Origin of the sequence: Streptomyces sp. MK37H (assembly GCF_018035285.1) — a bacterium.
GTDB lineage: Bacteria > Actinomycetota > Actinomycetes > Streptomycetales > Streptomycetaceae > Streptomyces > Streptomyces endocoffeicus.
On record NZ_JAAAYH010000273.1, the window covers coordinates 1 to 12,294 of the forward strand.

The following is a 12,294-nucleotide window of genomic DNA, read 5'->3' on the forward strand; positions in this document are numbered from 1 at the left end:
CCTGGCGGGGTGCGGATCGCCCGCGGCGCGGCGGGTGAGCTCGGCCAGCGGCAATTCGCGATCGGCGGCCAGCAGCACGGCGTTGCCGAAGCGGCGGCCGCGCAGCAGGGCGGGGTCGGCGGTCAGACACACCTCGGCGAACGCGGCGCGGGCGGTGGCGATCTGGGCCTTCAGATGGGCCAGCGGCGGACCGTCGGCGAGATTCGCGGCGTAGCACCCGTCGGGGCGCAGGGCGCGGCGCACCTCGGCGAGGAACTCCCCACTGGTGAGATGGGCGGGCGTACGGGCTCCGCTGAAGACATCCGCGATGATCAGATCCGCCCAGCCGTCGGGCACCTTGGCGAGCCCGGCCCGGGCGTCGGCGCCGCGCACCCGTATCCGGTCACCGGGGTCCAGCGGCAGCTCACGCCGGACGAACTGGACGAGCGGGGCGTCGATCTCGATGATCTGCTGGGTGGAGCGGGGGCGGGTGGCCGCTATATAGCGGGCGAGGGTGAAGGCGCCGCCGCCCAGATGGACCGCGTGCAGCGGGCGGCCGGGAGGGGCGGCGAGATCGGCGACATGGCCGAATCTGCGCTGGTACTCGAAGTCGAGATGGGCCGGGTCGTCGAGGTCCACATGCGACTGCGGCTTGCCGTCGAGCAGCAGCGTCCAGCCGCGCGGCCGGTCCCGGTCCGGCACGAGCTCGGCGAGCCCCCCGTCGACGGATGCGGTGACCGGCTCGGGGCTGCGCCCCCGCGCCGCTCCGCGCCCGCGCGCGGCTCGCTTGTTCGTGCCTTTCGCCATGTGTCCCAGTATGGGGCCGACCACTGACAGCCCCCCGGCTCACTGGCAGCGGTCGACGGCCTCGATCGTGCGGGCCGCCTCACCGAGCGCCGCCCGGAGCTCGGCGGGGTCGGTGGCGACCGTGTACGCCGCGTCGGGCGGCACCAGCCAGCCGGTGCCGACGCCCGGCGGGGCCTCGTTCCCGGCCGCGCCGGATTCGCTGTCTCCGGAGTCACTGTCTCCGGGTGCGGTGTCTCCGGATTCGCTGTCTCCGTATGGGGGGTCTCCGAATGCGGAGTCTCCCGTTCGGGTGTCTCCGGCCTCGGCGGGGGTGCCGGTGCCGGGGTCGATATTTATCCGGATCCCGCGTCCGGATGTCTGGGTACACGCCGAGCCCGGCAGGTCCCAGCCGTCCGCCGTGCCGGGCGGGACCAGGAAGCCGAGGGTGTCGCCGGCGTTGTCGTGCAGGACGGGGCCGAGGCCGTCGCACGCACGACGCATGATGTCCACCGCCTCCAGCCCCTGGCGGGCGGGCACGGTGACAAGATCGCAGTCCTGGCGCTGGGGGTGCTGGGCAGTCGTCCGTGAGCGGCTGGTATCCACTCCGGCCTCCCTCTTCATCGGGTAGCACCTGGTTCAACGCGCGGCGGTGTCAACGGCTACGGCCGAAGGCCGCCGTAAAGGATGGCAGTTCATGGCAGATCGTGGGCGAGACGTCACATTTGCCGGAAATCTCCGAGTGTCGTGGATCTCACAGCCGGTACGGTTCTCCCCCGCCCACCTGGCATCACCAAGGGAGAGGCTCAGATGACGCCGCTTCCAGAGCTCACGCCACCCCGGCCGAACACCGCGTTCCGCCGGCTGCGCGGACAGCTCTCGCCCTCCGAGTTCGCGGCGTCCGTGCGCCGCGCCGCCCGTGAGATCGGCGAGCAGGTCTCCTGCGACGCCCGCTATATCGGCCGTGTCGAGTCGGGGGCGATCCGCTGCCCCAACTACGCGTACGAGCGGGTCTTCCGCCATATGTTCCCCGGCCGCACCCTTACGGATCTCGGCTTCGCCTCCCGTGAGTCGGTGCGCGGCCACCAGGCGCGCGGCCCCGCGGGCCCTCCCGTCCCCGTGCCCGGCCCGCGCCCCGGGCCCTGCGAGCCCCAGGGCAAGGGGTCCGTCGACGTCTTCGAGGAGAGCGAACTGCTGCGCCGCTCGTTCATGGCCGGTGGGGCGGCGGCCGCCGCCGTGGCCGCCGCGCCCCGGGCCGGGACGCCGCCCCGGCGGGCGGGGCGGCGGGTGGGCGAGGCCGAGGCCGCCGCCGTGGAGGAGGCCGTGCGGCGGATCCGGGTGCTGGACGACCGGCACGGCGCCGACCCCCTCTACGCGCACACCGCCAAACCGCTGAGCGCCGCCTACGCGCTGCTCGACGCGGGCGGCTACAACCGCTCGATCGCCGAGCGGCTCTTCGCGGGCGCGGGCGAACTGGCCATCTCGGTGGGCTGGCTGGCCCATGACTCCGGGCGGCTGTCCGACGCCCGGTCCCATTACGCCGAGGCCCTGGCCACCGCGCGGGTCTCCGGCGACGCCGCCCTGGAGGCGCACGCGTTCTGCAACACCGCCTTCCTCGCCCGCGACGCCGGGCACCCCCGCGAGGCCGTAAGGGCGGCGCAGGCGGCCCAGCGGGTCGCCGAGCGGCTCGCCTCGCCACGGCTGCTGTCGCTGCTCGCGCTGCGCGAGGCCGGGGGGCTCGCCCGGCTGACCGACCGGGGCGGCTGTGAGCGGGCGCTGCTGCGCGCCCGGACGCTGTTCGGGCGCGGGCCCTGCGACGCCGACCCCGAGTGGATGAGCTTCTTCGGGGAGGCCGAACTGGAGGGGCTGGAGGCGCAGTGCTGGTCGGCGCTCGGCGACTGGAAGCGCGCCGTGGAGCACGCGCGGCGCGCGGTGGCCCTGCAGAACCCCCACTTCACCCGCAATATCGCGCTGTTCACCACCGAGCTGGCGAGCGATCTGGTGGCGGGCGGCGCGCCGGACGCGGCCGCCGCCTCGGCCGGCCGGGCGCTCGGCCTGCTGGACCAGGTGAAGTCGTCGCGGATCCGCCGGATGCTCGACGACACGGCCCGGATACTTCGTCCTTACGGTCGCGATGGGGTGGTCGCGGACTTCCTCGCCCGCTATGAGACGACCGCGCGCCCCGAGGCCGCCGCGCGCCCAGCGCCGGCCGGCCTCACCAGCCCGGTCTGACGCCGGTTCGGCCCCTCGATCGGGATGGCCGGTCCAATGGCCGGTTCAGTCGAGATGGCCGGTGTCGTTCCAGCGCTCGATGGCGGGCTCGCCGTACGCCCAGCCGAGCACCGACAGGGACGTGGGATCGAGCCGGATCCGGGCGGCGAAGGAGACGTCATGGCCGAGCCAACGGGCGCCCAGCGTCCGCAGGATGTGGCCGTGCGCGAAGACCAGCACATCGCGGTCGGCCGAGCGCGCCCACTCCACGACCTCGTCGGCCCGCGCCGCGATCGAGGCGATCGACTCGCCCTCGGGCACCCCGTCGCGCCAGATGAGCCAGCCCGGCCGGTTGGCCTTGATCTCGGCGGGGGTCATCCCCTCGTACCCGCCGTAGTCCCACTCCAGGAGCGCGTCCCACTCCCGCGCCCGGTCGCCGAAGCCCGCCAGCGCGCAGGTCTCCTTCGCCCGCGCCAGCGGGCTGGTGCGCACCTCGACGTCCGGGAGGCCCGCCCAGGGGCCGTGGCGCAGCCGCTCGCCGAGCAGTTTGGCACCGCGCCGCCCCTCGTCCAGCAGCGGGATGTCCGTACGGCCGGTGTGCTTCCCGGTCAGCGACCACCGCGTCTGTCCGTGCCGGGCCAGGAGGATGCGTGGGGCCATGGGGCAGCGCCTTCTTTCACCGGATCCGCACCGCCGCGCCGCCGTGCGCCATTACACGTCGCTGCCTGCGGTTTCGTGCACATCACGGGACCGGCACATGGCCGATCACCATCCCTCCATCATCGCGCACGTGATCGGCAGGCAACCTCCGGGTCACTCCTGGCGTCTTCCAGGCTGCGCGCGAGTCCGCCAGGCGGTCCCGACAGTGGGCGCGCTCGCGGATGGGGGCGGTGCGTAGGCCGCTTCGCCTACACCGTACGGTTGACCGCGCGCCTTTTCCTGGCCGCCTGAACTTTGGAGAGCGTCCGAATGCCCCACACCGTGCCCCGTGCCGGAGCAGCACAGGGCAGTCGGCCCCGTTGGTGGACCGAACTGCCGCTCATAGCGGTGGTGTACGCCGCGTACTCGGCCGGTCGGCTCCTGGCCCGCGGCGATGTGTCCACCGCCGTCGATCACGGTCTGGCGATCCTCCATTTCGAACAGCGTCTGAACATCGACTTCGAGTCGCCGCTGAACGACCTCTTCACTGCCAACGCGGTCATAGGCATACCGGCGGACTTCGCCTACGCCTCGCTGCATTACGTCCTCACCCCGGCCATCCTGATGTGGCTGTGGAAGCGCCGTAAGGCGTCGGACTACCGCTTTCTGCGCACCTGGCTGCTGGTCTCCACGGTCATCGGGCTCATCGGCTTCACCCTGCTGCCGACGTGCCCGCCACGGCTCCTGGACGCGAGCCACGGCTTCGTGGACACCATGGCGCAGTACGGGTCGTACGGCTGGTGGGGCGGCGACGCCAGCGCACCGCGCGGGCTCGGCGGGCTGACCAACCAGTACGCGGCGATGCCCAGCCTCCACGTGGGATGGGCGCTGTGGTGCGGCGTCGCCCTGTGGCGGCACGGACGCTCGGTGTGGGCCAAGGTCGGCGCGGTCGGCTATCCGCTGGCGATCACGCTCGTGGTGATGGGCACCGCCAACCACTACTTCCTGGACGCGGCCGCCGGCGTCGCCACCATGGGGCTCGGGGCGCTGCTGGCGGGCCCGGCGCTGCGGCTCACGGAGGCCCTGCGCACCCGCCTGCGCCCGGCTCAGGAGGCCCCCGTCGCCTCCCGAAACGCGGGTGTGCCCGCGAATGTCGGTGACAAGTGCGAGACTTCGGCGCGTGAACGGGAACGGATCCCCCGACAGCAGGACAGGGGCGCGGACAGGCAACGCACCGACGGTGCCGCGGACGACGGCGGCCGGGGAGCCGGTGCCGGTACGGGCGGCCGGGGCGCCACGGACGACGCGGCCTCCACGGCAGGCGACGGGACTCCGGCAGCGGCTCGCTGAGCTGCGCGGCCCGGCCACCGCTCCCCGTCCGATGGACGCCCGAGCGCTGGCGGCACTGGCCGCCAACCCGGGCTGCCGCCGCCGTGCGCTGCTGGACGGGGCCGGGGTCGACAAGGGTGCGCTGGCGCAGGCCCTGGGGGCTCCCGCGAACTTCGGTCAGTCGCAGTTCGCGCATCAGCGCGGCAATTCCTTCGAGGCCCGGGTCAAGGCCGACGGCGGCGCGGATCTGGTGCGGCTGCTGCACGAGCGGCTGCGCGACGGCTCGGAGCCGCCCGGCCCCGGCGCCGTCACGACCCCCGATCTGACCGCGTCCGGGCCACAGGGCCGCACGGCCCGTACGGCGCTCGCGCTGCGGGAGGCCACGGAGGCGGGGCGCTGGGCGCTGCTGGACCATCCGATGGTGAGCCTGGACGTCGCGGGCTCGCCCGCCTTCCTGGAGCCGGACGCGGTCGTGGTGCACCCCGACGGGTCGTGGACGGTCATCGAGATCAAGTCCTTCCCGATGGTGGACGGCTCCGCCGACCCGGCCAAGGTGGGCGCGGCCGCCCGGCAGTCGGCGGTCTACACGCTGGCGCTGGAGCGGGTGGCGGCGATGATCGGCGAGCCGGAGGAGGGCGGCGGCGACGCGACGGATCCGGCGGAGGCTGCGAACAGGGCGGACCGCGCTCCCGTGCGGGCCCGGGTGCGGTATCAGGTGCTGCTCGTCTGCCCCAAGGACTTCTCCAACCTGCCGACCGCCGAACTGGTCGATGTGCGCAAGCAGCTGGCGGTCACCCGGCGGCAGCTGGACCGGCTGACACGGATCGAGGAGATCGCCGCCGCCCTCCCCGAGGGCACCACCTTCGACCTCCGGCTCACCGACGACGGCCGCATCCCGACCCGGCCGGTCGAGGAGCTCACGGCCGCCGTGGACGCGGTGGACGCGGCGTACGCGCCGGAGTGCCTGTCCACGTGCGAGCTGGCCGCCCACTGCCGGACGCGGTCCCGCGCGGCGGGACAGGTCGAGGCGCTGGGCCGTGGCGTCCGGGGCGAGCTGGGCGGGCTCACCACCGTGGACGCCGTCCTTACGGCCGCCATGAACGGCCCCGCCGACGAAGCGCCCACCGGTGACCCCGCCGTGGACGCCCTGCGCCGCGCGGCGGCCCTGCGCGCCGAGGCGCTCGCGTCCCGCCCCGAGGCGGTGGCATGTCGCTGATCACCACCCTGGCCCGGATGGAGGCGGTCCGGGAGGGGCGGGCCCAGCCCCTGACCACCGTGCGCCACCGCCATCTGTCGGAGCGTCCGCTGGCGTTCGTCCCGCTCACCACCGCCGGTGAGGCGGGGGCGCCGCTCGGGGCCCTGGTGGGCACCGACCGGGACGCGCCACGGCTGCTGATCGTGGCCCAGCCGCGCGACCGCGACCTGCGGTTCGCGTTTCTCGCCGAGCTCGCCGAGGAGATCCAGCCGTATCTGGACTCGTACGGGGACGAGGTCGAGCTGGAGGAGCGCAAGGAGACCGATCCGGAGACCGGTAAGAAGGTGCCGGTCCAGGTCGAGCTCTGTCAGGACGCGCCGCAGCTGCTGGTGCCCAGCGCCGCGGGCGTGGCGTTCGTACGGCTGCTGGGCCGGTCGATGCGGTTCCGGCGGACCGCCGAGCAGGACCCGGAGACGCCCTTCCCGGCGCCCGCGCGGGTACCGCTGCTGGGGCGGTGGCTGACCCACTACGGGGAGCGGGCGCGGGTGCCCGGCTCCTGTCTGCTGCTGTCGCTCACCGAGCTGCTGAGCCGTCACTGGGCGACCGGGCAGAGCAATCTCGAGGATCAGCACCTGGGCTCGCTGCTGGCCTGGATCGACCCCCCGGAGGGCGTGCCGGGGGCGGAGGCGGCGCTGCGGGCGGAGTCGGAGCGGGACGAGGACGGCCGGCTGCGCTGCCCGCCCGCCGGCCCGGCCACCGACCCCGCCTTCGACAACAAGCTGCTGGCCCCGGCGATGTCCCGCTACGACGCGGCGCGTACCGAGGCGTCACAAGGCGTGGCCGGGGGCGCGGCGCGGCTGCGGCTCGCCGAGGCGGAGCTGCGCGGGCTGATCGAATCCCAGCTGCGGCCCACCTGGGACGCGCTGTGGCACGGGGTGGATCTGCTGCGCGCCCTCCCGGAGGGCGCGCGGGTGGCGGACCGCTGGAAGCGGGACCGCTGGTCCTACACCGGCCACCGGGACCGGGTCCGGGCCGGGGAGCCACCGCAGCCCAAGCTGGACGACGCGGTGACGGCGGCGCAGAAGCTCGCCGCGCGCGAGACCGCGCAGGCCCAGCTGGACGCCCATGAGGCGCTGGACGATCCGCTGGTCATGGCGGGGCGGCGGCTGGCCGGTGAGGCGTTCGCGGGCGAGGTGATCGATGTGGAGATGGTCTGGTCGGACGCGAAGGTGCCGCGCCCGCGCCCGCTGGTCACGATCCGCACCGAGGACCGTCCGCACCTGGCCGAGCGGGTCAAGCTGCACCGGGTCACGGCCGACGGCAGGGCGCAGAGCGGGGAGTTCGCCGGTCTCGCGGACATGGACGGTGCTGACGCGTCCGACGAGGCCGGCGGAGCCGATGTCGTGGACGGCCCGGGCGATGCGCATGGCCCAGGTCATGCGCTGGTGGTGCGGCTGACCGGCGGGATGGGCCGGGGCAAGCAGCCCGAGCCTGGCACGGTGCCCGAGAAGGGCGACCGGGTGTGCTGGACGCTGTTCGAGCACGCCCCGCGCGGCGGCCCCGAGCTGCCCGACGCGGAGAGCACCCCCTGGACCCACGGCGGCCCGCCGGACGCCGCCGCCCCGGCCCAGGGCCCCCAGCCCGACCCGATGACCGAGGAGGACTATCTGTGATCGGCGCGGACCCGGCCGCCGCCGCGGCCCACCCGGGCCGTGCCCGCGCGGGCGAGCCGTTCGACCCGTCGGCCGCCGCGGCGCGCGCCACCGAGGCGATCCTGCACGACACGCTGCACGGAGCGGACCGCGGCGTCGTCGTGGACTCCCCGCCCGGTGCGGGCAAGTCGACGCTGGTGGTGCGGGCGGCGCGGGAGCTGGCCGCCGCCGGGCGGCCGCTGATGGTGGTCGCGCAGACCAACGCCCAGGTGGACGACCTGGTGGACCGGCTTGCCACGGCGGACCCCGACCTTCCGGTGGGGCGGCTGCACAGCAGTGATCCCCATCCGTACGACCCGGTGCTCGACGGTCATGAGTCGGTACGCGCCTCCGCGAAGATCGCCGACCTCGCCGGGCTCGACATCGTGGTCTCCACGGCCGCGAAGTGGGCGCACATCAGACACGTCGAGCCGTGGCGGCACGCGATCGTGGACGAGGCGTACCAGATGCGCTCCGACGCGCTGCTGGCGGTCGCCGGGCTGTTCGAGCGGGCGCTGTTCGTGGGCGACCCCGGGCAGCTGGACCCGTTCAGCGTGGTGGGCGCCGACCAGTGGGCGGGGCTTTCGTACGACCCGTCGGCGAGCGCGGTCACCACTCTGCTCGCCCACAATCCGCGGCTTCCGCAGCACCGGCTGCCGGTCTCCTGGCGGCTGCCCGCCTCGGCCGCGCCGCTGGTCTCGCACGCGTTCTATCCGTACACGCCCTTCCGCAGCGGCACCGGCCACGGCGAGCGGCGGCTGAGCTTCGGGGTGGCCTCCGACGGCTCGGGCCCTGACCGGGTGCTGGACGAGGCCGCCGCGTCCGGCTGGGGGCTGCTGGAGCTGCCCGCCCGGCGCACTCCGCGCACCGACCCGGAGGCGGTGGCGGCCGTGGCCCAGGTGGTGCGGCGGCTGCTGGACCGGGGCGCGGTGGCGGTCAGTGAGCGGTCCGACGAGCCGCAGCCGGTCGCGGCTGACCGGATCGCGGTGGGCACGGCGCACCGGGACCAGGCGGCGGCGGTCCGGGCGGCGCTGGCGGGGCTCGGGGTCTCCGGCGTCACCGTCGACACCGCCAATCGCCTCCAAGGGCGTGAGTTCGATGTCACGGTCGTGCTGCACCCGCTGTCGGGGCGGCCGGACGCCACAGCCTTCCACCTGGAGACGGGGCGGCTGTGCGTGCTGGCGTCGCGGCACCGGCAGGCGTGTGTGGTGGTGTGCCGGGCGGGGGTGGCCGAGCTGCTGGACGAGCATCCGTCCACGGAGCCGGTGCAGCTGGGCGTCACGGTGAAGTTCCCGGACGGCTGGGAGGCCAACCACGCGGTGCTGGCGCACCTGTCCGAGCACCGGGTGGCATGGCGGCCGTAAGGGCGTGAGGGCGCGTTCCCGGTGGCCGCACGGTGCGTCACCGGGGTGAGAGGTGCGGCCATGGTTCAGGGCGCGGCGAGGTGGGGAGAGACCCCAGGTCGGCGGCGTACGGCGGGGGCGCCCTTGCCCTACGCGCGACAATGGAGACGACAAGACCCGCGAACCGTACGTGCCTCACGAGCCAGTACGTGTCTCACGAGCCAGGAGGAGAGATCACATGCCCGAGCCGGATTCGGCTCACGGCCGGCACGGCTCCGCGCCCCGGCGGCTGAAGCCCGCGCCCCTGCTCTTCGAACCGGCCGCCGCCGCGTCGGACGAGGCGCACTTCTTCGACCTGGAGTCGATCGAAGACCCGCGTGAGCTGCTGTCCCGCTCGACGGAGCTGGTGCTGGCGTTCCGCGCGGCGACGGACCGGGCGATGGAGTTCCAGGCGATGGCGGCCGCGCAGCTCGCCGACCCGAGGCGGTTCGATCGGCTGACGCCCGCCGTGATCGCCGAGCGTGCCGAGTGGACCGAGGATTACGCCAAGAAGATGGTCGAGTTCGGTCGTGAGCTGATGCGGGGCGGCGAGGTGCTGGACTGACGGCAGGCGTGAGCCCGGGGCATATGCGAGCGGAAGGTACCCGATGCCGCCATCCGATGTCCCGGTTTCGTCTCATCTCTCTACACCGTCATCGCCGACGGTAAAGGTGGAAACATGAGCAGATCGCCGCAGGACTCACTTCACACCGCCGCCTTCGTCACCCCGGCAGGCGCGGACTGGCTCGCCTCGGCCAGCGCCTCCCCGCGCGGTGTGCAGGCCCTGTGGGCCGCTGCCCCGACCGCCCCGGTGACGCTGCCGTGCGGCACGGCGTTCGACGTGATCAGCATGGACGCGCTCTTCGGCCGCCGGGTAGTGAGCCGGTTATGGACCGACGGCCCCGGCACCGGACCGGTCGCGGCCCAGGGCGGCCGGGTCATGCTCTTCGCCACCCCGGGGACCGCCCAGCGGCTGCCCGCGCTGCTCGGCTGGGAGGAGTGGGGCGCGGCCGCTCCCCCGCTGCTCTGCTACGGCCGGGGCGACGCGGTGACCGTGCCGCCGCTGTTCCCGCCGGACCCCGGTCCACAGGAGGCGGCGCCCCTGGAGCGCGATACCCCGGAATCCGGCGCCAGGAAGCCCGGCGCCCGGGAGTCCCGGGCCGCGGAGTCCGGAACCCGGGAGTCCACCCCGATGCCGTCGCCGCGCTGGCTGGTCGCGCCCGATGTCCGCGGCCCCTGGCTGCCCGGCCCCGAGGTGCTGCTGTGGGCGTGTGTGAGGGCGGCCCGCGCCGCCGGTGGTGATCTTGTCAGCACGGCTGTGACCAGCGCACCCGCCGCCTTTCCGGGCTGAAACTTATCGATTTTCACTCCGTGGCGTCCGGGTGCTAAGGTCTCCTACGTCAGCAGGCGCCGCTAGCTCAGTTGGTTAGAGCAGCTGACTCTTAATCAGCGGGTCCGGGGTTCGAGTCCCTGGCGGCGCACAGACAGTGAAAGGCCCCTCACTTCGGTGGGGGGCCTTTCGCGTACCCCGTCGGCACAGGACGCGCATGACGGCCCTCACACCGCGGGGCCCGTGAGCCGGGTGACCGCCCGCACCGCATTGTCCGGGCCGGGCATCGCGAGCGCCTCCCGGCGCAGGACGTGCGCCGCCACGGCGTACGAGGGCTGCTCCAGCAGGGCGAACAGATCCAGGGCCAGCCGGGCGCCCGCCGCCCGCGCCCCGGGCCGGGTGGCGTCGAGGGCGCCGGCGGGCAGATACATCCCGGCGCCCGCCCGGGCCAGCCGCGCCCCGTTCAGCTGATGCTCCAGGCGGGGCGCGACGACCAGCTGCGGCACCCCGGCCATGGCGGCGGCCAGCACCACCGCGCCCCCGCCCTGGTGGAGCAGCGCCCGGCAGCCCGGCAGCACCCGGTGCAGCGGCCCGGCGGGCGGCCGCCCCTCGGCGGCGCTTCCGACCCGGACGACCTCCACGCCCCGCGCCTCGGCGGCCCACAGCGCGGCCCGTACGGCGTCCGGCGGGCCACCGGCGTCGTCCCACGCCGCGCACACCCGCACCGGCCCGGAGCGCCTGGGGCCGCCGCTCGGTCCGCGCCGCCCGTTCGACGCGGCGGTGTGGCGCCCGGGGTGCCCGGGGTGCCCGGGGTGCCCGAGGTGCCCGGGGTGCGCCCCGGCGCGGCGGGCCTCGTACGGCGACGGCGTCTCATCCGGCGGCGTCCCGTCGTGCGGCACGAAGCGCACCGGCAGCCGCCGCGCCCGCGAGGGCAGCGCGAGGCTCGGCGGGCAGGGGTCGAGCCACAGGTCGGGCTCGCGCGCCGGATCGGCGCCGTAGCGCCGCATCAGCCGGGCGTAGCCGGGCAGCGGCGGCCCTTCGAGCCGCTGCCGGTCCAGCCGCAGGACGGCCGCGCTCCCCCACAGCTGACCGACCGCGGGCACCCCCAGCGCCCCCGCGGCCACCGTGCCCGCGTACGCGCCCGCGTCGTGCACCACCAGCTCCGGCTGCCAGCAGCGGGCGAAGGCCACCAGGCCCTGGGCCATCGCCTCGGCGATCCGCACCTGCCGGTCGCCGCAGGCGCGCAGCACGCCGTGCTGCTCCGGGGTGAGCGCGGCGGGCCGCACCGGCCAGTCCGTGGGCCAGATGCCACGCGGGCGGTGCGCTGCGTCCGGCGGTCTGACCACCGCCGTGGGCAGGGCGCCGATCTGCACCGGCACCAGGCCGGTCCGGGCGACGGCCGCCGCGCACTCGGACGGCACCGCGACCCGCACCTGGTGCCCGGCCTCGAGCAGGGCGCGGGCCAGCGGCACCATGGGGACGAGATGGGCGCCCGAGGCCCAGGTCGTGAACAGGACGCGCATGGTCACCTCCCGCAGAGGTCGAGCCGGCCGGACAGCCCCGTCCGGCCGATGGACATGACACCGAGCCGACCCCGCGCATCCCCCGGCGGGGCTCAGGTGCGCCCCGCGAGTGTCAGCGTCTCGCCCGTGATCGCGCCGTTGGCCGCCGAGCACAGGAAGACGAGAGCGCGGGCGATGTCCTCGGGGCTGGTCGTGGGGCCCCCGGGGGTCGTGGAGCCCTCGAGGGTCGTGG

General features: G+C 74.9%; 11 protein-coding genes and 1 tRNA gene. 8 read left to right on the plus strand and 4 right to left on the minus strand.

Features of this window, described 5'->3' with window-relative positions; translation table 11 throughout:
• Both GWI24_RS30020 and GWI24_RS30025 read right to left on the minus strand, forming a co-directional pair.
• On the minus strand, positions 1 to 786 hold a 786-nt coding region (locus GWI24_RS30020), incomplete at its 3' end, for a spermidine synthase (protein ID WP_210949030.1).
• A 39-nt stretch (positions 787 to 825) separates the two neighbouring features.
• Positions 826 to 1,368, minus strand: coding sequence for a hypothetical protein (locus tag GWI24_RS30025; protein ID WP_308344134.1), 543 nt, complete (start codon positions 1,366 to 1,368; stop codon positions 826 to 828).
• A gap of 204 nt (positions 1,369 to 1,572) precedes the next feature.
• Here GWI24_RS30025 and GWI24_RS30030 point away from each other — a divergent pair, with 204 nt between their 5' ends.
• On the plus strand, positions 1,573 to 2,994 hold the full coding sequence (locus GWI24_RS30030) for a tetratricopeptide repeat protein (RefSeq protein ID WP_210949031.1): 1,422 nt from the start codon (positions 1,573 to 1,575) through the stop codon (positions 2,992 to 2,994).
• A 45-nt stretch (positions 2,995 to 3,039) separates the two neighbouring features.
• Here the strand turns inward: GWI24_RS30030 and GWI24_RS30035 are convergent, their stop codons facing one another.
• Positions 3,040 to 3,633, minus strand: a complete 594-nt coding sequence (locus GWI24_RS30035; protein ID WP_210949032.1) for a histidine phosphatase family protein — start codon at positions 3,631 to 3,633, stop codon at positions 3,040 to 3,042.
• Positions 3,634 to 3,942: 309 nt separating this feature from the next.
• Here GWI24_RS30035 and GWI24_RS30040 point away from each other — a divergent pair, with 309 nt between their 5' ends.
• From GWI24_RS30040 to GWI24_RS30070, 7 genes are all read left to right on the plus strand, one after another.
• Positions 3,943 to 4,962 carry a phosphatase PAP2 family protein gene (locus GWI24_RS30040; protein WP_210949033.1) on the plus strand — a complete coding sequence of 340 codons (1,020 nt, stop codon included), beginning with the start codon at positions 3,943 to 3,945 and terminating at the stop codon, positions 4,960 to 4,962.
• Positions 4,963 to 4,993: 31 nt separating this feature from the next.
• Complete coding sequence (locus GWI24_RS30045; RefSeq protein ID WP_210949034.1) at positions 4,994 to 6,157, plus strand: hypothetical protein; 1,164 nt, start codon at positions 4,994 to 4,996, stop codon at positions 6,155 to 6,157.
• Positions 6,148 to 7,809 (plus strand): hypothetical protein, encoded by a 1,662-nt coding sequence (locus GWI24_RS30050; RefSeq protein WP_210949035.1) that lies wholly within the window; start codon positions 6,148 to 6,150, stop codon positions 7,807 to 7,809. The genes GWI24_RS30045 and GWI24_RS30050 overlap by 10 nt, the downstream gene beginning before the upstream one ends.
• The gene (locus GWI24_RS30055; RefSeq protein WP_244203172.1) at positions 7,809 to 9,191 is read left to right on the plus strand and encodes an AAA family ATPase; all 1,383 of its coding nucleotides are present in this window, start codon (positions 7,809 to 7,811) and stop codon (positions 9,189 to 9,191) included. The genes GWI24_RS30050 and GWI24_RS30055 overlap by 1 nt, the downstream gene beginning before the upstream one ends.
• A gap of 217 nt (positions 9,192 to 9,408) precedes the next feature.
• The gene (locus GWI24_RS30060; protein WP_020871076.1) at positions 9,409 to 9,774 is read left to right on the plus strand and encodes a hypothetical protein; all 366 of its coding nucleotides are present in this window, start codon (positions 9,409 to 9,411) and stop codon (positions 9,772 to 9,774) included.
• Between the two features lie 114 nt (positions 9,775 to 9,888).
• Positions 9,889 to 10,560, plus strand: coding sequence for a bifunctional DNA primase/polymerase (locus GWI24_RS30065; protein ID WP_210949036.1), 672 nt, complete (start codon positions 9,889 to 9,891; stop codon positions 10,558 to 10,560).
• Between the two features lie 56 nt (positions 10,561 to 10,616).
• Positions 10,617 to 10,690 (plus strand) — tRNA-Lys (locus GWI24_RS30070).
• Positions 10,691 to 10,766: 76 nt separating this feature from the next.
• On the opposite strand, the gene GWI24_RS30075 is transcribed toward GWI24_RS30070, so the two are convergent.
• Positions 10,767 to 12,062, minus strand: coding sequence for a nucleotide disphospho-sugar-binding domain-containing protein (locus GWI24_RS30075; RefSeq protein WP_210949037.1), 1,296 nt, complete (start codon positions 12,060 to 12,062; stop codon positions 10,767 to 10,769).
• Positions 12,063 to 12,294: the final 232 nt, after the last annotated feature.

Bases quoted from the DNA above. Each gene is read 5' to 3' on its own strand.
- GWI24_RS30030 (WP_210949031.1), top strand. From the start codon at position 1,573: ATGACGCCGCTTCCAGAGCTCACGCCACCCCGGCCGAACACCGCGTTC.
- GWI24_RS30035 (WP_210949032.1), bottom strand. From the start codon at position 3,633: ATGGCCCCACGCATCCTCCTGGCCCGGCACGGACAGACGCGGTGGTCG.
- GWI24_RS30040 (WP_210949033.1), top strand. From the start codon at position 3,943: ATGCCCCACACCGTGCCCCGTGCCGGAGCAGCACAGGGCAGTCGGCCC.
- GWI24_RS30045 (WP_210949034.1), top strand. From the start codon at position 4,994: ATGGACGCCCGAGCGCTGGCGGCACTGGCCGCCAACCCGGGCTGCCGC.
- GWI24_RS30050 (WP_210949035.1), top strand. From the start codon at position 6,148: ATGTCGCTGATCACCACCCTGGCCCGGATGGAGGCGGTCCGGGAGGGG.
- GWI24_RS30060 (WP_020871076.1), top strand. From the start codon at position 9,409: ATGCCCGAGCCGGATTCGGCTCACGGCCGGCACGGCTCCGCGCCCCGG.
- GWI24_RS30065 (WP_210949036.1), top strand. From the start codon at position 9,889: ATGAGCAGATCGCCGCAGGACTCACTTCACACCGCCGCCTTCGTCACC.
- GWI24_RS30075 (WP_210949037.1), bottom strand. From the start codon at position 12,062: ATGCGCGTCCTGTTCACGACCTGGGCCTCGGGCGCCCATCTCGTCCCC.